This window comes from Streptomyces sp. H39-C1, assembly GCF_027158125.1.
Classification (GTDB): domain Bacteria; phylum Actinomycetota; class Actinomycetes; order Streptomycetales; family Streptomycetaceae; genus Actinacidiphila; species Actinacidiphila fildesensis.
On sequence record NZ_JAPVLS010000033.1, the window covers coordinates 46047 to 65228 of the forward strand.

16 protein-coding genes are annotated in these 19182 nt (G+C 70.6%); 9 read left to right on the forward strand and 7 right to left on the reverse strand.

Annotation, left to right across the window (positions count from 1 at the left end):
- The first annotated feature begins 7 nt into the window (after positions 1-7).
- On the forward strand, positions 8-1336 hold the full coding sequence (locus O3W51_RS22280; protein WP_164608515.1) for a hypothetical protein: 1329 nt from the start codon (positions 8-10) through the stop codon (positions 1334-1336).
- Positions 1337-1404: 68 nt separating this feature from the next.
- Positions 1405-1875 carry a hypothetical protein gene (locus O3W51_RS22285; RefSeq protein ID WP_164608516.1) on the forward strand — a complete coding sequence of 157 codons (471 nt, stop codon included), beginning with the start codon at positions 1405-1407 and terminating at the stop codon, positions 1873-1875.
- Positions 1876-2120: 245 nt separating this feature from the next.
- Here the strand turns inward: O3W51_RS22285 and O3W51_RS22290 are convergent, their stop codons facing one another.
- A complete protein-coding gene (locus tag O3W51_RS22290) occupies positions 2121-2363 on the reverse strand; it encodes a hypothetical protein (RefSeq protein ID WP_164608517.1) in 243 nt (80 codons plus the stop codon).
- Positions 2364-2962: 599 nt separating this feature from the next.
- On the opposite strand from O3W51_RS22290, the gene O3W51_RS22295 reads away from it, so the two are divergent.
- Positions 2963-4132, forward strand: coding sequence for an ISAs1 family transposase (locus O3W51_RS22295; RefSeq protein ID WP_164608540.1), 1170 nt, complete (start codon positions 2963-2965; stop codon positions 4130-4132).
- A gap of 208 nt (positions 4133-4340) precedes the next feature.
- Here O3W51_RS22295 and O3W51_RS22300 read toward each other — a convergent pair whose 3' ends face one another.
- Positions 4341-4598 carry a helix-turn-helix domain-containing protein gene (locus O3W51_RS22300; RefSeq protein ID WP_239070260.1) on the reverse strand — a complete coding sequence of 86 codons (258 nt, stop codon included), beginning with the start codon at positions 4596-4598 and terminating at the stop codon, positions 4341-4343.
- 536 nt (positions 4599-5134) lie between these two features.
- On the opposite strand from O3W51_RS22300, the gene panD reads away from it, so the two are divergent.
- The 4 genes from panD (at position 5135) to O3W51_RS22320 (ending at position 12025) form a co-directional block, all read left to right on the forward strand.
- Positions 5135-5560 (forward strand): aspartate 1-decarboxylase, encoded by a 426-nt coding sequence (panD, locus tag O3W51_RS22305; RefSeq protein ID WP_164607813.1) that lies wholly within the window; start codon positions 5135-5137, stop codon positions 5558-5560.
- Positions 5561-5692: 132 nt separating this feature from the next.
- Positions 5693-6760 carry a helix-turn-helix transcriptional regulator gene (locus O3W51_RS22310; protein WP_198357602.1) on the forward strand — a complete coding sequence of 356 codons (1068 nt, stop codon included), beginning with the start codon at positions 5693-5695 and terminating at the stop codon, positions 6758-6760.
- Between the two features lie 212 nt (positions 6761-6972).
- Complete coding sequence (locus O3W51_RS22315) at positions 6973-11073, forward strand: Kelch repeat-containing protein (protein WP_269287221.1); 4101 nt, start codon at positions 6973-6975, stop codon at positions 11071-11073.
- Between the two features lie 100 nt (positions 11074-11173).
- Complete coding sequence (locus tag O3W51_RS22320; RefSeq protein ID WP_138354207.1) at positions 11174-12025, forward strand: hypothetical protein; 852 nt, start codon at positions 11174-11176, stop codon at positions 12023-12025.
- Between the two features lie 3 nt (positions 12026-12028).
- Here the strand turns inward: O3W51_RS22320 and O3W51_RS22325 are convergent, their stop codons facing one another.
- The gene (locus tag O3W51_RS22325) at positions 12029-13024 is read right to left on the reverse strand and encodes an ArsR/SmtB family transcription factor (protein ID WP_138354206.1); all 996 of its coding nucleotides are present in this window, start codon (positions 13022-13024) and stop codon (positions 12029-12031) included.
- Between the two features lie 196 nt (positions 13025-13220).
- Between O3W51_RS22325 and O3W51_RS22330 the strand changes: the two genes are divergently transcribed.
- On the forward strand, positions 13221-14630 hold the full coding sequence (locus O3W51_RS22330; protein ID WP_187145133.1) for an alpha/beta fold hydrolase: 1410 nt from the start codon (positions 13221-13223) through the stop codon (positions 14628-14630).
- A 337-nt stretch (positions 14631-14967) separates the two neighbouring features.
- Here O3W51_RS22330 and O3W51_RS22335 read toward each other — a convergent pair whose 3' ends face one another.
- Positions 14968-15837, reverse strand: a complete 870-nt coding sequence (locus O3W51_RS22335) for a trypsin-like serine peptidase (protein ID WP_244809599.1) — start codon at positions 15835-15837, stop codon at positions 14968-14970.
- Positions 15838-16039: 202 nt separating this feature from the next.
- A complete protein-coding gene (locus tag O3W51_RS22340) occupies positions 16040-16561 on the reverse strand; it encodes a DUF309 domain-containing protein (RefSeq protein WP_198357601.1) in 522 nt (173 codons plus the stop codon).
- Between the two features lie 197 nt (positions 16562-16758).
- Here O3W51_RS22340 and O3W51_RS22345 point away from each other — a divergent pair, with 197 nt between their 5' ends.
- Complete coding sequence (locus O3W51_RS22345) at positions 16759-17553, forward strand: L,D-transpeptidase family protein (protein WP_232485174.1); 795 nt, start codon at positions 16759-16761, stop codon at positions 17551-17553.
- Positions 17554-17815: 262 nt separating this feature from the next.
- Here O3W51_RS22345 and O3W51_RS22350 read toward each other — a convergent pair whose 3' ends face one another.
- Both O3W51_RS22350 and O3W51_RS22355 read right to left on the reverse strand, forming a co-directional pair.
- Entirely contained in the window at positions 17816-18037 is a 222-nt protein-coding gene (locus tag O3W51_RS22350) for a hypothetical protein (protein WP_138354203.1), read from the reverse strand.
- Between the two features lie 304 nt (positions 18038-18341).
- Positions 18342-18959: a TNT domain-containing protein gene (locus tag O3W51_RS22355; RefSeq protein WP_198357600.1), complete on the reverse strand. Its 618-nt coding sequence runs from the start codon at positions 18957-18959 to the stop codon at positions 18342-18344.
- Between the last annotated feature and the right edge of the window lie 223 nt (positions 18960-19182).

Genomic DNA, 19182 nt, shown 5'->3' on the forward strand with positions numbered 1-19182 from the left:
CTTCCTCGTGGACACCGAACTCGACGACGCCCACACCGACTACACCAGCCCCCGCACCCGGCCCGTGGCCGCAGGGTGCACCGAAAGTGAGGGCGACTGGCGCCGACGCCTGCAGCACGACACCCCAGGCGGCAGCCTGCTCGCCCACAACGCCATGACCCAGACCCTCGCCAGCGGCGGCCCGATCCATCTGATGCACACCACAACAGCACTGGACGCCATCCGCGCCAGCGGACAGTTGTACGCCTCCTCCGGGTGTCTACTCGCCGCCCTGTACTGCGCGCCGCTCACCAAGACCCCCGCCGGCCTGCGCCCGCACAACCTCGGCACCTACCTGCTGCGGACCAAACCGCACACCCAAACTCTGATGATCAAGATCACCCCAGACGCCCCGGCACCGGCCAAGGGCATCGACTACCTGCGGCTCGGCCGCGTACACCTGCACACCTACCTCGACCACAGCAGTTTCCTCACCGAAGCCGAGGACGCCCGACTGCGCGGGAAAGCCCAGCACCAGATCCGCGCCACCGCCCCCTTCCTGGACACGGCCCTAACCAACGCCACCGGGCGCAGGACAGCGCCGGACGCGTTCGTGGACCAGCTCGCCCACGCCGTCCGCACCCTGCCGTTCCTGGGCTACCTGTACTTCGAGGTGCTGTCGGAGTACCTGATGCTCCACTCCACCAGTACCGAGACGAAGACATACGCGGCGGCCGGCGAGATGAACAACCTCCTCTACAAGCGCCTGGCCTTCTCCGCAGTCAGCGGCATGGACAAACTGTTCGACCTGTCCCGCTTCCACCCCGACCACCAGCGCCTGCACGACCTGATCGCCGACATCGAGCTCCCTCTCGCCCCCGGAGCAGCGCAGTACACCCGAGACCGCCTCTCCCACCTGCTCACCGCTCTGGCCCTCGACCCTGGGCAGGACGCGACCACCTTCACCTTCCGCAACCAGGACTTCGACAGCCTCGTCCTGGCCGCGCCGTCCCTGTTAGGGCAGACACTCTTCCGCGAGATGCGCATGCTTCAGCGCTATCCGCAGCTCTACCTCGCCTTCGAGCAAGCCAAGGCCCTTCGAGCCTGGAACTACTGGAACCACCACCAGATCGCGACGCCGTTCAACGGGTTCCTCCCCAAGGGCGAGATCGGGGTCAACCCCGCCTACCCCACCCGCGACTGCACGGTATGGCGGGCGGAGACCTGCGAGCGGGGCCTGCTGCACCCGGTCGACGAACTCGACGTCGCCTTCGTGCCCCGCATGGCGGATCTGGGCCTGACCGCCATGCGACGCGACGCCACCGGCAAGGCCGCCGGACATCCGGCCGCTGCCTGAACTGATCGACCGGCGCCGTTGCCAGGCTGCCCCCGCCGGACTGCTTCGCCGAGGTTCGAGCGCCGGCCATGCGGGGCACACTCCTGCTCACCGCCAGCTACAGCGCCGCCCAAGCGGGGTGGCGCGGGCAGGCCATGAACCTCATCGGCGAAGCCGAGGAGACCGCAGCACGCAAAGAGACCGCAGCCCAGAAGCTCTACATCCCCGGGGTTTTCGGCCTTGACCAGACCCGGGTGTTCCGGGTATCCGTGCATCACGCCCTGGGCGAGGGCGAGCAGGCCCTGAACTACGCCGGCAAGATTGACACTCGGCGTCTGCCGAACGCGGAACGTCGTGGCCGGATGTGCATGGACGTCGCGCGGGTATGGCGGGACCTGGGCGAGCCTGAGCGGGCATTTTCCGCGTTGCGTGTTTTGGAGCAGTACGCCCCGGAGGAAGCGCGGCGGCCGAAAGTGCGGGCCATCACGTCCGAACTCATGGCCTTGAACGGTGAGATCCCGGGGCTGCGCAGGTTCACCCAGCGCACCGACACGGCGTGACGGGTCGGCCTCTACCAAACTACGGGGCACGAGTGCGTCGCTAGTTCGAGCTGGACAGCACGGACCGCGCACGTCATGGCCCACCGGACTGGGGCTGGGGGTCATCCCGCAAGCGCTCGGACAGGCGTGTGACGCCGGTCAGCTTCTGCACTTCTGTAAGCCTCTGGTTCTCCAGCGTGAGCCGTCTGATGTGGTCCCCGTCGAAGTGCAGGTGCCGGGTGAGCAACGACACGGTGACTGCCCGGCTACCGATCGCCGCCACCGGTAATGCCCTCGCGGCCTGATGTCCAATTGCGTTCGAACTCGGTCGCCGTGATCTCGGCTGCAGAGTCGGTCTCCTGCCAGCCGTCCAGGCTTCCCTCGGCGAGGATGCCGTATTGGTGTTGGTAGACGGCCATCACGGTTCGGTCGCCCTCCGAGGGCACGAAAGGCGGGGTCTTGTTGATCCCGGCGAAGACGAGGCCGCGGGTGGGATCGCGGAAGATCACGCTCTCTTGCCGAAGGGCTCCGGAAGGCATTCCGCAAGACGATGTGGATCGAGCGGGCCGGAGTCCCCCTGCGGGTGGCGATGGCTCGCTTGACGTCGTCGCGGGTGATCGGGGCGCGTGCGGGGACGTCCTATACGGCCGGCAACCGGCGGGATGCCGTCCACCAAGGCAAGGGTCCGGGTGACATCGTTCACGTTGGCCGTGGACTCGCGCACGGTGCGGTCGACCCAGTCCATTTCCGGCAGGTGGATGACCAGGGAATGGGGGCGACGCCTTGCGGAATGCGAGACGTGCTCCCCGGTGATGGCGGGGCTGTCGAGGGTGCGGATCGGGATCGTGATCGTGGAGGGCCCTCGGGGTCGGTGCCCTCGTCGCAGAGCAGTTCGAACCATGGCCGGGGGTCTTTCGCCGGGGGTTGCAGATCAGGGTCCTTCGCAAGATCGTGATCGGTCCGGTTTCGTCGGGTGTCGACGTGATGCCGGGTTTCGTGTCTGCGGGGTGGGGTCGGGAAGCAGTGCAGGCACGGTCGCAGTGATCATGTGAGTGTCGAAGTCCCATGAACGCTGAGCGAGTCCGTGCCTGCCTCCATATCTTCTCCCATGCCCTCCGGGCTGGGCCAACTGGCCCGGTCCGTCGGCCTGGCGCCACTGCCGGGCGCCGTGGCCGTGCTGCCGTTCCTCGCAGCGCTGCCCGATCCGCGTGACCGCCGCGGACGCCGCTACCCCCTGTCGGCGCTGATCGCCGCTTCGGCCGCGAGCGTCCTGGCCGGAGCGCAGTCGCTCACCGCGATATCCGAGTGGATCACGGACGCGCCCGGCTGGGCCCTGCGGGCCCTGGGCTTCGCGCCCGATCCATTCTCCGGCATGGTCCCGGCCCCGCACCCGCACACCGTGCGGCGCTTGCTGTCCCAACTCGACGGCGACGCACTCGACACCGCGATCGGTGCCTTCCTCACCGCCCGCGCCGCCGAAGACAGCGGCACCGAGGGCCGGTTGCGGGCGATCGCCGTGGACGGCAAGGTCCTGCGCGGATCCCGGGCCGGCGGCAAGAGCGCCGTCACCCTGCTGGCCGCGATGGACCACAACGGAAGCGTCCTGGCCCAGCGCCAGGTCGCAGACAAGAGCAACGAGATTCCCGCCTTCGCTCCGCTGCTGGACACCCTCGACCTGAACCACACGGTGATCACCGCCGACGCTCTCCACACCCAGCACGACCACGGCCGCTACCTCCGCCGGCACGGCGCGCACTACCTCGCCGTCGTCAAAGCCAACCATCCCGGACTGTTCGACCAGGTCAGGAAGCTTCCCTGGCGGGACATCACGCTCGACCACAAGACCCGCGACCGAGCCCATCACCGCCTGGAGATACGCCGGTTGAAGACCGTCGCCTTCGCCCACATCAACTACCCCGACGCGGCCCAGGCCCTCCAGATGGTGCGCTGGCGCCGTGACCTGCACACCGGGAAGCTGACCATCGAGCGTGTCCACCTCATCACCAGCCTGCCGCCCGGAACCGCCACCGGCGCACAGCTCGCCGCCTGGATCAGAGGCCACTGGCGCATCGAGAATCTCCTCCACCACGTCCGCGACCGGACCTTCCGCGAAGACGACTCCAAGATCCGCACCGGCCATCTGCCCCGCGCGATGGCCTCCCTGCGGAACCTCGCCATCGGCATCCACCGCCAGGACGGCCACACCAACATCGCCGCCGCCCTACGACACACCGCCCGCGACTACCGCCGCCCCGTCCAGACCCTCGGCCTCACCTGACAAAACCGGACCGATCACGATCTTGCGAAGGACCCTGGGTTGCAGATGGCCAGCATTCGGCTGTTGCCGGTCAGGAGGTTGTTCGTACCAGCGCCGATGCCGCGGGTATTGCCGCCGGCCTCGTCCACGATGATCAGTAGTCGCGGGGTGCCGGGGGATCCCAATGACTTTCCTACGCTCCTTGCCTCGACGCGCCCGATGTACCCGGTCAATGGATCTTTTGGTGCTCCAGCCACTTAAAGACCTCAGTCCTCTTGTAGAGGACCTTGGCATTCCGGCCACGGCCGAGCTTGTACCCCTTCAAGCCGAGCTTCGAAGCTTCCTTGTAGACCCAGCTGGTGGACATATTGAGCATCATCGCGACCTCGGCTGTGTCCAGAAGCACCGGCTCGACAGGGCGACGTTCGTGTGCCGGGCAGGTCATGGCCTCACGGCGACTAGGGACTATGGGCGAGGATTCGAGCAAGATATCTTCCCGGGGTTCTGGTCGGACGGGTCAGTGGATCTGCGGTTGATTCGTTCGCTTGTTCACGCGTGCTGTGAGCGCCTGCTGATTGCCACCGCCAGGTGCCTCTCGCGGACAGCGGAAATAATCCGGAGAATCGCCGGTTTGGCTAACCGGCGAAGTGCCGCTATGTTGCTGCGCCGCTCGGGCCGTAGTCGACGGCTCACTCCGCGGCGATTGATAAAGAACGACATGTCGAGGTTTGGGAGGATGCGTCGCCTCGCGCAAAGGAGTCGACGGCTTACTGTTTGGGTGGCCCTGATCGCGTCCTGGTTGGTGGTTGCGTAGGCTGACCTCGCCTCGGCGAGGCGGACGCCGTTTGCCTGTGGATGATCTTCGATATGACTGATGGACCGTCAGGGAAGTCAGCAATTAGTCAGCATCAGTCCTCAAAAACCAGGCGAAAGCTGACCGAACATGCGACTCGTTGTAAGGTAGAGAAACTGCCCTTGACCTGCATAAACGCAGGCAGGGAGCCTAGGTCCAGGAGTGCCTCGATGCTGCGTACAATGTTCAAGTCCAAGATCCACCGTGCCCGGGTGACCGAGGCCGACCTGCACTACGTGGGCTCGGTGACGATCGACGCCGACCTCATGGAGGCGGCCGACCTCCTGCCGGGTGAGCTGGTCCATATCGTCGACATCGACAACGGCGCCCGGCTGGAGACGTACGTCATCGAGGGCGAGCGCGGTTCGGGTGTGATCGGGATCAACGGTGCCGCGGCGCATCTCGTGCACCCTGGCGATCTGGTCATCCTGATCAGCTACGCCCAGGTCGACGACGCCGAGGCGCGCGCCCTGAAGCCGAAGATCGTGCATGTCGGCGAGGGCAACCGGATCGTCGCGCTGGGCGCGGACCCGTCCGAGCCGGTTCCCGGCAGTGCGACCGTACGTGGCCCGCACGCCGTGGGCTCCACCGCGTAGCCGGTCGGGCCGCGCGGGTCCTTAAGTGGTGGCAGTGCGCGGGCGACCCTGCACGTCACGCTACGTATCGGCTGTGTGACATACCCGCATTCCGGGGGATCCGCGCGCCGACTCCGGCTAGTGTGCCCGATCATGACCGAACGTCCGTTTGAGGCCCTGGGGTTGAGCGCCGATGCGGACCGGGCCTACGGGTTACTGGTGGCCACGCGCGGTGTGGCGGCGGCCGGGCTGGCCCGGGACCTCGGGGTGCCGGTGACGCGGGCCGAGGCGGTCTGCGCGGAGCTCGGGGCGCGCGGGCTGGCCCGGTCCGGCGGTGACGGGCGCTGGTATCCGGCGCCACCGCGGGTCGGACTGCTGCCGCTGGTGGCCAGGACCCAGGAACAGCTGCGGCAGGGGCGGGAGTTGCTGGACCGGCTGGCGGTGGAGTACCAGCGGGTGCACGAGGGGTACCGGTCCGAGGAGATCGTCCAGGTCGTGGAGGGCTACGGCGCGGCCGGCCTGTGGGCCGAGCAACTGCGGCGCTCCGCGCGGACCGAGGTCGCCTCGTTCGTCCGCGGCCCGTTTCCCGCGGACGGCGAGTGGCACGACCCGCTGGACGTGGCGGAGCGGCTCGACGAGGGCGTCCGCCACCGGGTGGTGCGCGACCGGACGGCGCTGGAGACCCCCGGCGCCCTGGGCGGCGCGGGCGGCAGGCGAGCGGCCTGCGAGGAGGTCCGGGTGGCGCAGAGCCTGCCGATGCGGCTCTGCATCGCCGACCGGTCGCTGGCCCTGCTGCCGCTGGCCCCCGAGGTCGAAGTGCCGGGCCCGGCCATGCTGTTGGTGCGTCCCAGTGGTCTGCTGGACGCTATCGTCGCGCTCTTCGAGGCGGTGTGGGCGTCGAGTACGCCGTTGCGGGAGCGGGGTTCCGGTGGGCGCAGTGCCGTCCAGTTGCGGATCCTGGCGATGGTGGTGAACGGCAGCACCGACCAGGCGATGGCCCGCGCGCTCGGGGTCGCCGTCCGTACGGTGCAGCGCCATCTCGCGGTGATGGAGCGTGCGGCGGGCGTGGAGAACCGCGTCCAACTCGTCTGGCACGCGGCCCGGCACGGCTGGCTCGACGAGCCGGGCGCGGCGAAGGGCGCCGGGGTGGGCGGTACCGCCGGTGGGCAGGCGAACAGGGCCGCGAACGAGGCCGCAGACGGAGCCGCGGCGTCCGATTGACAGGAACGTGACGCGGAATGCCGGGTCGATGACTGTCAGGTATCCGACAACCTTGTCACGTTCCGCTGATACGGCTGAGGCGTAGGTATACGCAAGCGGTCCATTGGACCCGCCGTCGGCCGGTCGACCCCTGTACCGGCCGGCTCCGGTCAGATTCCAGGAGTCCTGCTTTGCGTATACCCATACAGCGGCGGCCCGGAAGACGCAGAGGCGTGGCGTCGGTCATCGCCGCCGCCGCCTCTGCCGCCGTGGCCCTGCTCGGTCTCCAACTTCCCGCCGCCGCAACGGCGTCGGCCGTCCCCTCCGCCGCCCGGCCCGATGTCACGGCCCAGTGCGGCGCGGCCAAGCCCGGTCAGTTCAGCTGCTTCGCGCTGCGCCGCACCGACCTGCGCGGCACCGTCGGGATCAACACGGCGACCCCGAACGGCTTCGGCCCCGGGGACCTGCAGAGCGCCTACGCGCTCCCCGCCGACGGCGGCGCCGGCCAGACCGTGGCCATCGTCGACGCCTACGACAACCCGACCGCGGAGGCCGACCTCGCGGTCTACCGGGCGCAGTACGGACTCCCGGCCTGCACCACCGCCAACGGCTGCTTCAAGAAGGTCAGTCAGCGCGGCGGCACCGACTACCCGGCTCCCGACCCCGGCTGGGCGGGTGAGATCTCGCTGGACGTCGACATGGTGTCGGCGGCCGCCCCCAACGCCCACATCCTGCTGGTCGAGGCGGACGACCCCAGCTTCGAGAACCTCGGCGCGGCGGTGGACCAGGCGGTCGCACTCGGCGCCAAGTACGTCTCCAACTCGTACGGCACGGGCTACGACTCCACGCCCGGCAGCGGCGAGGACCCGTCGGAGACCACGGCGATGGACCCGTACTACAACCACCCGGGCGTGGCCATCGTGGCGTCCTCGGGTGACAGCGACTACGGCGTCAGCTACCCGGCGGCCTCCCAGTACGTGACCTCCGTCGGCGGAACCGCGCTGGCCAGGGACGCGGGCAGCGGCCGTGGCTGGACGGAGTCGGTCTGGCACAACTCGTACGGCGGGCCCGGTTCCGGGTGCTCGCTCTACGAGCCCAAGCCGGCCTTCCAGACGGACACGCCCTGCGCCAAGCGCGCGGTGGCGGACGTCTCGGCGGTCTCCGACCCGCTGACCGGTGTCGCGGTCTACCAGACCTACGGAGCCTCCGGCTGGTCGGTGTACGGCGGCACCAGCGCCGCCTCGCCGATCATCGCGGGCGTGTACGCCGCGGCCGGCACCCCCGGCGCCGGCACCTACCCGAACGCGTACCCGTACGCGAAGCCCGGTTCGCTCAACGACGTGACCACGGGCATCAACGGCACCTGCACGCCGGCCTACCTGTGCACCGCGGGCACCGGCTACGACGGCCCGACCGGCCTCGGCACCCCGAACGGCCTCGACGCCTTCCGCAGCGGACCGCACGGCGTGATCTCCGGTACGGTCACCGACCACGCCACCGGCGCGCCACTGGCCGGAGCGCAGGTCAAGGCAGGTGACCACAGCGCCGTCAGCGACGCCGCCGGCGGCTACAAGCTCGACATCCCGCCGGGCAGCTACGACGTCTCGGCGAGCGCCTACGGCTACGCCACGAAGACCGTCGCCTCGGTCGTCCTCGCCGACGGCGGTACGGTCACCCAGTCGTTCGCCCTGGACGCCGTGCCGCGCCAGACCGTCTCCGGCAAGGTCGCCGACGGATCCGGGCACGGCTGGCCGCTCTACGCGAAGATCACCGTGAACGGAGTACCGGGCGGCCCGGTGTTCACCGACCCGGCCACCGGCGCGTACCAGCTGACGCTCCCGCAGGGTGTCTCCTACACCCTGCACGTCACCGCGGCCTACACCGGCTACCAGTCGGTCGACAAGGTCGTCGCCGTCGGCACCGCCGACCAGACCGTGAACGTCGCCGTCCCGGTCGACGCGATCGCCGCGCAGGCTCCCGGCTACGCCGTCCACCTCAACGGCGCGACCGAACCGTTCGACTCCACCACCACCGCGCCCGCGGGCTGGAGCGTGACCAACGCCGACGGCACGACCGGCGGCTGGGGCTTCGACGACGCCGGCAAGCGCACCAACAAGACCGGTGGCACCGGCGGCTTCGCCATCATCGACAGCGACCACATCGGCAGCGGCAAGCACCAGGACAGCCAGCTGCTCTCCCCGTCGTTCGACCTGACCGGGAAGACCACCCCGGTGGTCGGCTTCGACACCGAGTACAAGGGCTACTCCAACTCGACCGCCGACGTGGACGTCAGCGCCGACGGCGGGACCACCTGGACCACGCTGTGGCACCAGACGACCACCTCGCTCCTCGGCCCCCAGCACGTGGACCTGCCGCTGACCGCCTACGCGGGCAAGAGCGACGTCCGGCTGCGCTTCCACTACTCCGGCACCTGGGCCTACTGGTGGGAGCTGGACAACGTCTTCGTCGGCCAGCGTTCCTACGACCCGGTCCCCGGCGGCCTGGTGGTCGGCAACGTGACGGACGCCAACACCCACACCGGTGTCAACGGTGCGACGGTGACCAGCGCCGACGCCCCCGCGGAGAAGACCACGACCGCGGCGACCCCGGACGACGCGGCGCTCGGTGACGGCTTCTACTGGGTGTTCTCGCACCTGACCGGAAAGCACCCCTTCGTGGCAGCGGCCGCCGGCTACTCCAAGGCCAGTGCCACCGCGAACGTGCCGCCGGACGGCACCGTCCGCGCCGACCTCGCGCTCAAGGCGGGCCGGCTGCAGGTCACTCCCGGCGCCATCAGCAAGACGGCCGCCTGGGGCGGCACCGCCACCCAGAAGGTGACGGTGAAGAACACCGGCACCGCTCCCGCCACCCTGAACGTCGGCGAGACCGCGGGTGACTTCGTCATCGCGAAGACCGGCGGAGCCCCGCTGAACCTCGTGAGGACCAGCACGTCCAAGCTGGCGCTCACGTCGGACAAGGCGCCCCGGGTCACCCCCGCGGCGCAGGGTGCGGCCGGCACCGCCTGGCAGACGATCGCCGACCTGCCGGTGACCACGGGCGACAACGCCGTGGGCGTCGCCAACGGCACCGTCTACTCGGGCTTCGGCTTCACCGGGGCCGCGGACACCAGCGACCTGTACGCCTACGACACGACCGCGGGCACCTGGACCAAGAAGGCCGCCGCGGCCGACACCCGTGAGGCACCCGCCCACGGAGTCATCGGCGGCAAGTTCTACATCGCGGGCGGCTGGGGAGCCTCCGGCGCTCCGGACGCCAAGCTGGAGATCTACGACACCGCGGCCAACACCTGGTCCACCGGCGCGGCGACCCCGAAGCCGTACGCCGGCTCGGGCAGCGCCGTCGTCAACGACAAGCTGTACGTCGTCGGCGGCTGCACCGCGACCGCCTGCGGCACCACCGACGTGTCGGTCTACAACGCGGCGTCCAACAGCTGGTCCGCGGCGGCCGCCTACCCGGAGGCCATCTCCTGGGAGGCGTGCGGCGCCATCAGCGGCAAGCTGTACTGCTCCGGCGGGACCACCGACGCGGGCACCGTCAAGCACGGCTACGTCTACGACCCGGCCACGAACGCCTGGTCGCCGATCGCCGACCAGCCCACCGACCAGTGGGGCACGTCGTACACCTCCGCCAACGGCCTGCTGCTGATCGCCGGCGGCGCCATCAACAGCGGTGCGGCCATCACCAACCAGGCGTGGGCCTACAACCCGGCCGACAACACCTGGAGCGCACTGCCCAACGCCAACGCGTCAGTCTACCGCGGCGGCGCGGGACCGGGCTTCTACGCGATCGGCGGCCTGGCGGGCCAGACGCCCGTCAAGACGGCTGAGCTGCTGCCCGGCTACGACCAGTCGGACAGCGCCGACGTCAGCTGGCTGAGCGAGAGCACGGACAAGCTGACCGTGGCGGCCGGCGCGACGGTCTCGTTCACCGTCACGCTGGACGCGTCGGTCCCGGAGGTCACCCAGCCCGGCACGTTCCACGCCTCGCTGGCGCTGACCAGTGACACCCCTTACCGGCTGGACCCGATCGGTGTCACGTTCACCGTCAAGCCCCCGGCCACCTGGGCCAAGATCACCGGTACGGTGACCGGCGCCGGCACGCCGCTTGCGGGTGCGACCGTCCAGATCAACACCTGGGCGACGCACTACACGCTCAAGACGGGCACGGATGGTACGTACGCCCTGTGGCTCGACGTCCGCAACAACCCGCTCACCCTGATCATCGCCAAGGACGGCTACCAGCCGACCACCACCACCGTGAAGATCAAGAAGGGAGCGGTCACCACCAGTAACTTCAATCTCCTGAAGGATTGACGAAAGGTGAGCTGACCCGCTGAGATCCGTGGAGGGGACCGGGCGAACCGGTCCCCTCCACGCGGGTGGCGGCAGCGCCACCCCAAGGGAAGGCCGCTTCATGAACACCGCCTGGTCCGGACTGATCGACGACGCCGCACTGTTCCCGCCCGGGGACGTACCGCTGCCGCGGGCGCTGCCCGCGCACCTCGGCCACCGGACGGCGTGGTTCGCGGACCTCGTCGGCCCCTTCGTCTTCCCGGCCCCCCGGCTCGGCGAGCTCGCCGCCGCCATCGCGGCGCTCCCCGGCGACGACGTCATCGGCATCGGCCTGACCGTGCCCGGCGGCACCCCGGCCCTGCCGCCCGCGCTGGACCTGCTCGCGAAGGTGTCCGGCGCCCGTCTCGCGGCCGTGGAGATCGCGCTGCCCGACGGCGCCGCGATCGGTGCGGCGCTCGCCGTCCTCGACCGCGAGCTGCCCGCGGACGTCACCGCCCATGTGGAGGTACCGCGCGGCGCCCTCGGCCCGGACGTGGCCGACGCCCTCGCGGCGAGCCGGCACCACGCCAAACTGCGCACCGGCGGCACCGCCGCCGCGGCGTTCCCCGGCGAGGCGGAACTGGCCGGGGCGATCATCACCTGCGCGAGCCGCGGACTGGCCTTCAAATGCACCGCGGGACTGCACCACGCCCTGCGGCACACCGACCCCGCGACCGGCTTCGAGCACCACGGGTTCCTCAACGTCCTGCTGGCCACCGAAGCGGCGCTGGACGGGGCCGGCAGCGACGCGGTGGCGGCGCTGCTCGCCGAGCGGACGGCCGGCACGGTCCGTGACCGCGTCGAGCGGCTCGGCGCCGAAGGCGTCGCGCGGGTGCGCTCCGCCTTCACGTCCGTCGGCTCCTGCAGCGTCCACGAGCCCGTCGACGACCTGACCGCGCTGGGCCTGCTGACCGCACCGGCCGAGCAGGGCTGAGGGCTACCCCGGCGGGGAGGACAGCAGCCGCCCGCCCTGCGGAGTGCGCAGATACAGCACTTCCCGGCCCGACCGCGTGCTGCTGACCAGCCCTGCCCTGCGCAGGACACCCAGGTGGTACGAGACCGTCGCGGGACTGAGGAAGCGGGTGGCGGCCAGCGCCGTGGTGGTCGCCGGCCGGTCGAGCGAGGCGAGCAGATCGGCGCGGGTCGGGCCCAGCAGCCGGGCCAGTTCCGCGCTGGGCGGCGCCCTGTCCGCCGCCGGCGGCCGCGCCGGGTAGATCAGCGCCGGTGGCCGGAGCGGCACCCCCCGGACCGGGTCGATGGAGACGCCGATCGCGTAGGCCACCAGGGACGGCACGAGCAGCACCATCGGCACGGGCAGGGTCACCTCGAAGCGGCTGTCGACGCGGAGGGTTCCGCCGTCCCAGCGGATCGACGGATGCAGCGAGTCGAAGAGGCGGGCGGCGCCGTAGCGGGCCAGGGTCAGGGCCCGCTGGTCGACCTCGGCCTCCAGCACCGCCCGGGCCTGCGGCCAGTGGGCCGCGAAGCCGCTCTCCCAGTAGCGGCCCAGCTCGTCCGCGGCGCGCTCGGCCAGATACCGGCCGCCGCGGTCCAGCGTCTCGCGCACCACGTCCGGCAGTTCCCGTCCCGCCAGCCCGTTCGCGGGGCGGCCGACCCGCACCGCCTCCATTTCGGCGACGACCCGCTCCGGCGGGGTGGTGCGCACCTGCTCCAACTCGTCGGCGACATCGGGGGAGGGGACACTCGGATACGGAGTCAGGAAGTCCGGCAGATAACCGGCCCGGTCCACCGCGAGCGCGGTCAGCAGCGGCAGGTCCTCCCGGCGCAGCAGCCGCCGGGCCCGGTACACCCAGGGGTCCGCGCTCAGCGGTCCCCGCACTCCCCACGGCATCAGGGTGCCGGCCGCCTCGATCAGCGGTGAGACGGCGAACCGGGACCTGGCCAGCCCGGTGGAGTCCACTGCCAGTCGGATCATGCTCTCCCCCGGGGCCCCGCGGCCCGCTCACCCTTTGAACCTCATCGAATCCTGGCACAAACGCTCGCGGTACGGCGGGGCACATAGCAGCCTGTGCGGTGCGGGGGCGCACCGTCGGACGGACGGGGGAGTCCGGGCGGCGCGCCCCCGTTCAGCCGTACAAAACGGCGGAACAACGGGGATTGGGGACGGGTCCATGGTCGCAGTGCGGTTCCGCAGACGGACGATGACGGGGCTGGTGGCCCTGGCGGCCGCCGGCGCGCTCACAGCAGGGGCGGCCCCCACGGCCGTTCCCGCCGGGGCGCCGGCCACCGCGCCCCAGCGCACGGGTCACCTCACCGGGCAGGCGCCGTGCCCGGGGCAGGAGAAATTCACCTGCGCCACCCTCGCCGTCCCGCTCGACCACTCCGGGCGCACCCATGGCACCCTGGCGCTCAGCGTGGCCATGACCGGCAACACCCGGGCACCCAAGGGCGATCTGATCTTTCTCGCCGGAGGACCGGGGCAGCCGGGCGTGCCCCTCATGACCAGGATCGCGGGCATCATGGCGCCCGTACTCGGCCAGTACCGGATGATCATGATCGACCAGCGGGGCACCGGCGCGGGCGCGCTCCAATGCCCGCAACTCCAGAAGGAGATGGGATCCTCCGACCTGACGCCGCCCACTCACCAGGCCGTCAAGGACTGCGCGGCCGCCATCGGCCCCGACCGGCGCTACTTCAGCACCGCCGACACCGTCGGCGACCTGGACCTGCTGCGGCAGGCGCTGGGCGCCCGCAGGATCACCCTGGACGGCGTCTCCTACGGCACCTTCGTCGCCGAACGGTACGCACTGGCGCACCCGGACCGGGTCAACCGGCTGGTGCTGGACTCGGTGGTGCCGCAGCAGGGCGACAACCTGCCGGACCTGACCACCCTCACCGCCACCGCCCGGGTGCTGCGCGCCGCCTGCGCGGCCACCGCGTGCACCACCGACCCGGCCCGTGACCTCGCCCAGGTGGTGCGGACCTACCACAACGGGCCCGCCGTCCTGGACATGATCACCACCTACGAGTTCGTCGACCCCGACTTCAAGGGCGTCCCCGAGGCGCTGCACCTGGCGGCGGCCGGCCAGCCGCAGACCTTGCAGGGGTACATCGACGGCACCCGGGAAGGGTCGGCGGCCACGGCCGAGCAACTCAGCCAGGGTCTGCACGCCAGCACGCTGTGCGCCGACTACCACTACCCGTGGGGCACGTCCGACACTCCGGTCGACGGCCGGGCCGCGGCGCTGGACAGGGTCGAGCGCAAGCTCGCACCGGCCCGCACCTGGCCCTTCGACGCGGCCACCGCCACCCGTAACGGCTTCATCCTCAGCTGCCTGGACTGGCCGCGCGAACCCGTGCCGGCGGCCCCGCCCCGTCACCGGAAACTGCCCCGGGTGCCGGTGCTGCTGCTCGGCGGCGACCGGGACGTGTCCACCCCGATGGAATGGCTCCGCCAGGAGGCGAAGATGGCCCCGCTCGGCCAGGTCGTGATCGTGCCCGGAGCGGCGCACTCCGTGCAGAGCCGGGCCACCAGCGACGCCGGACGCCAGGCGGTCTACGATTTCCTGCTGCGCGGCTGACAGCGGCCCATCGAACGCGAGGCCCCCGCCGGCCCTTCCCCGGGCACCGGCAGGGGCCTCGTCGCTCGTGGCCGTGCTACAGCCCGTCACGAGCCCCGCTCAAGACCGGGCATTGAAGATGGGACCAGGCCAACGACCAGCCCGACCCACCAGGTTGCGCCGCCTGCTGGGTCGGGCCCTTCACCCGCCGTCGGGGCGGGTGAGGGTGTGACAGCGTCGGCCCCGGGATCCGCGGCCAACTCCGGGTCCCGGGGCCGACGTCTACACGCGCGGACCCTGCGCTCCGGCGCCGGTGGGGTGATTCGATTTCGCGCAGCATCTTTTCCATCGAACCGATCTACTGCGAGGCCGCGACGGCCTTCTCGTAGAGGGAACCGATCACGCTGTCGAAGGCCGGGCTGTACGAGACGTCCGGAGTGTCGCCGCCCTCCTCGTAGCCGCCGATGACACCGATGACCGTCCCGGTACCGGTGTCCGGGTCCAGGCCGGTGACCCAGGGGCTACCGCTGGTCCCGCCCGTGTAGTCGGTGCAGGCGATCCGCAGTTGGTCGGCGGTGTACGCCATGGCGTCGTTGTAGCAGGTGAGCGGTGCGTCCGCGGTGGACGGGTAGCCGGTGATCCGTACGGTGGTGGCCGTCGTCCCGTCGTTGTCGCCGCTCCCGCTGGTGCCGATCGTGTAGCCGCCGACCACGTCCTGGATCTCACGGCCGTTCACAGGCGCCACCTCGGCGAACGCCACGTCCAGGTCCTGGTCCGCGCCGCTCGTCCACCCCGGGGCGAGCGTCACGCTCTCCAGCGGCCAGACACCGTACGGTGCTTCGCCGTCGTGGTAACCCGGTACGAAGACCGTGTCGCCGGTACCCCCGGACAGGCAGTGCGCCGCGGTCACGACGACGTTCTTGCCGGCGCTCTGCACCACGCTCGCCGTGCAGTAATGGCCGCCGGACAGCCCGCCGTCGAAGAGCGCGCCGACCTGCTTGATGCTCGCCGTCGCGTGCACGGTGTTCGACACCCCGGGAAGCCCGGCGAACACAGCGGGCCCACTCACCGCTTCGGAGGCCGCGAACGGCGACTCGCCCGTCGCGACGACCACTCCGGTCCCCGCGACCGTGACGGTCAGCCAGGCCACGACCAGGACACCGGTCCTGCCCAGCAGACGGGACAGGGTATGAACCGTTCCGCGCATGGGCTGCAGACGCTTTTTCATACGGCGGGCCCTCTCTCGTCGCCCCGGTTGACCTGATCATCCCGAGCCAGTGTGAGAGTCCTGTGAGAGCGCTGTGTGAGCGTTCTGAGAAGAGCCGGCAGCGCGGCCAGGTGGCGGTATCGAATGCTTCGCTTGCACGGGCGACTCCTTGAACAGATGAGCGATGTCTTACATCTGTACTTGGGCCGGGCGTCCAAACGCGTTACACGCCTTCTTCCACCACCAGCCGCGGAGCCGGGGCGCCCTGCGCCGCACCGGGACGGTCCGCCAGCTCGCGGGCCCAGCCGACGAGGCCCGCGATGTCGATCCCGTACGGCGCGGCGTCCCGGTACGGCTCGATGCCGTCAGCGCCCCTGCGCAACAGGGTCGCCGCGCCCGACGCGTTGCCCCGCAGCGCGTGGGTGAGCCCCACGGCGAGCTGTGCCAGGGCGCGCCACAGCGCCCGCTGCGGCTCGTCGGCCGCCTTCCACGCGTCCTCCAGCACCTCATGGGCGTGGAACGGCAGCCCCGCGTCGAGCAGTCGCTGCGCCTCGGCCAGCGACTGCCCGGGGGAGCGCGGCACGCCCTCGGGCTGCCGCTCCACGCCGGGCGCCCCGTACGGCAGGGGCCGGCCGAGTCCGTCGCGTGGCCGGGCGTTGCGGGCCCGCCCTGACGGGTCGCGGTCGCGGTCGTCGGGCAGGGCACTGTCGTACGGGGAGGTCTCGTCCATCGTGCGATTGTTCATCAGTTCCCCTCCCGGATGTGTGAGGGACGGGTCAGGACATCTGGGACGGATGTCGGCCCGGAGGCCCCCAGCGGGCCCGGACTTTGCGAGTATCGCTGCCCATGAGGCCCGTCACAGTGCCCGAAACGCGAACCAGCCATGGCCGCCACCGCGCGCGGCACCGGTCCCGGCGTCGCGCTTCCGGCCGGACGGCCGCCCTGGCCGGGGTGACGACGGTGTTGTCGCTGGCCACCGCAGCGGCCTGGTTCGGGTTCGGTTCCATCGGCCCGATCGACCCCCTCATCGGCCCGCGGTCGCAGGACCGGGCGGCCTCGGTCCCCGCCGTCGTCAGGACCGGCGCAGGGCCCCCGTCGGCGACCGTGGCCGACGCCGCCCAGGACAACGCGCCCGCCGGCCACGCGACCGACCGGATCCCCGGTCTTGGCCCCGCCACCCTCGCGGCGATCCCCACCGCCTCCCACCAGGTACTGCTCGCCTCGGGCCGGGCGAAGGACTCCTCCGACTCCACCGTCACCCTGTGGACCCGGGCCGCCGACGGCCGCTGGCGGGCGGGAGCCGCCTGGCCCGCGCACAACGCCCTGCGCGGCTGGACCGGCACACACCAGGAGGGCGATCTGCACAGCCCCGTAGGGGTCTTCACGCTCAGCGACGCCGGCGGCTTCAAGCCCGACCCGGGCAGCGGACTGCCGTACCACCGCTCCCAGGGCTTCACCGCGGGCGGCACCGGATTCCGCGGCGAGGCGCTGGGCGGGTCCTTCGACTACGTCGTCGCCATCGACTACAACCGCGTGCCGGGTGCGTCCCCGCTGGACAGCAGACAGCCGCTGGGCAAAAGCCGCGGCGGCGGCATCTGGATCCACGTCGACCACGGCGGCCCGACGCACGGCTGCGTCAGCCTGTCCGCAGCACACATGGTCGACCTGCTGCGCGCCCTCGACCCGCGGAGCCACCCGGTGATCGCCATGGGCGACGGGGCCTCACTGGCGCGCTGAACCGACCCCCGGGCCGCGAAAGTCATGAGATTCGTGCCGGAGCCGGGGAACTTCACGGGCTGGGAACACGTCTGAACGGTGGGGAGTTGGAGCATGAAGAGATGGTGCGGCGGCCCGGTGGACCGGAGCCGGGATACTGGCCGGCGTCTCGCGCCGGGCGCGGGCATGCCGGAGTTTCGAGCCGGCCCTGAGGTCCCTTGGGCTCAGGGCGGCGGGCGGGGAGAATCCTGGCCGCGTCCTTGCGGGGGCGCGGCCAGGAACCTCAGAGCTTCGTTACCTTCGAGTACGGCTTGATGATCCGTACCTGGCGGGATCCGAAGTCGGCAAGCACGGCGACCTCGTCCTCGACACCGATGATTCGGCCGAGTCCATAGACGTCATGCGTTACCCGGTCACCCACCTCGAAGTTCTCGACGGGAGGGGCGACCGGAATCCGGAAGGGGCTGGCGGGCAGGTGGCGGCGGGTCACGGCTGATTTCGTCATTACCCCCAGTATGGCCCCTCTCAGGCCCCTACGGTCCTCCCAGCCGGATCGCTTTCTTCCGGACCACCGTCGCGGAGTACCGCCCGGTAGGCAGCTGATGGTGCCCGGCGGGGCCATCTGCTGAGTTCATCGCGGCAGCGGTCACTGAGCGTGAATCACCGGTAACGGCCTTGGAGGCCGCCACTGGATCTTCCGATTTCCGCCTGCGCGACATCTGTCCACGCCGGAACGCTCCTGTACAGCGTGCTTGCGACTACCGTCGGTTCCGTATCATCACTCTCGGCGATCGTCCTTTTTGTGGGCCCTAGACAAGCCGCTGCAAATAGCCGTTGGCCACCAGCCACATGACGTTGAGAGCGGTCGGGGAGCCGGGCACGAGGGTCGCGTCCAGCTGGTACTGGAGGCCGTAGCCGGGCTGTGCGAACCAGGGTGCGATCGGTCCCGCGTCCACGGTGAAGGGCTTGAGGACGCGGTAGTCGTGGTAGTTGCAACCGGCCGCGGGAGTGCCGTCCAGGCTCTGCGGCGGGATGGAGCGGTTGGCGTACGGCAGGCCCTCGGGTGCGAGGAAGGAGCCGTACTCACTGCCGAACCGGTCGATGTCCTGGCCGGGGAGCAGGGTCTGCTGCCACTCGACGGGCCGGCCGTCGGGGCCGATGACGTAGCCGTTCTGGGGCGGGTAGATCCAACTGGTGCCGGTGTTGTACGTCGACAGGAACGCCTGCTCGGAGAGCCCGCCCGTGCGCTGGTACAGGAACAGCTCGTTCCCGACGGCGCCCCTGGTGGGCAGCACCTCCGGGCCGAGCCGTGGGTCTCCTTCGAAGAGGGACGCCGAGCACTCGGTCCGTGCGGTGCCGGCGTTCGCCGGCTCGGTGGTGGTGGCAGCGGCGGCACCGGCGGTGGAGAGCAGTAAGGCTCCCGCCACCAGTGAAACGAACAGCTGACGCAGCCTCATATAGCCCCCTGGTCAATCGGGTTGGTCACGAGTTGCAACCGGAGGATCACAGCAGACGCAGTGGGGGGCGGGCAATGGCGCCCAAGCGTTCGAACGGCGGCGAGGGGGCCGGGATCGGAGGCGTAGGGGTTCGAAATGCTGCCGAGCTATTTGTGGGCCGCCAGGCCCGTAAATAGTCGATTTCGAACCCCTG

Excerpts from the sequence above, each read along its gene's own strand:
- O3W51_RS22285 (WP_164608516.1), top strand. The coding sequence starts at position 1,405 with ATGCGGGGCACACTCCTGCTCACCGCCAGCTACAGCGCCGCCCAAGCG.
- O3W51_RS22295 (WP_164608540.1), top strand. The coding sequence starts at position 2,963 with ATGCCCTCCGGGCTGGGCCAACTGGCCCGGTCCGTCGGCCTGGCGCCA.
- panD (WP_164607813.1), top strand. The coding sequence starts at position 5,135 with ATGCTGCGTACAATGTTCAAGTCCAAGATCCACCGTGCCCGGGTGACC.
- O3W51_RS22310 (WP_198357602.1), top strand. The coding sequence starts at position 5,693 with ATGACCGAACGTCCGTTTGAGGCCCTGGGGTTGAGCGCCGATGCGGAC.
- O3W51_RS22320 (WP_138354207.1), top strand. The coding sequence starts at position 11,174 with ATGAACACCGCCTGGTCCGGACTGATCGACGACGCCGCACTGTTCCCG.
- O3W51_RS22325 (WP_138354206.1), bottom strand. The coding sequence starts at position 13,024 with ATGATCCGACTGGCAGTGGACTCCACCGGGCTGGCCAGGTCCCGGTTC.
- O3W51_RS22330 (WP_187145133.1), top strand. The coding sequence starts at position 13,221 with ATGGTCGCAGTGCGGTTCCGCAGACGGACGATGACGGGGCTGGTGGCC.
- O3W51_RS22335 (WP_244809599.1), bottom strand. The coding sequence starts at position 15,837 with ATGAAAAAGCGTCTGCAGCCCATGCGCGGAACGGTTCATACCCTGTCC.
- O3W51_RS22340 (WP_198357601.1), bottom strand. The coding sequence starts at position 16,561 with ATGAACAATCGCACGATGGACGAGACCTCCCCGTACGACAGTGCCCTG.
- O3W51_RS22350 (WP_138354203.1), bottom strand. The coding sequence starts at position 18,037 with ATGACGAAATCAGCCGTGACCCGCCGCCACCTGCCCGCCAGCCCCTTC.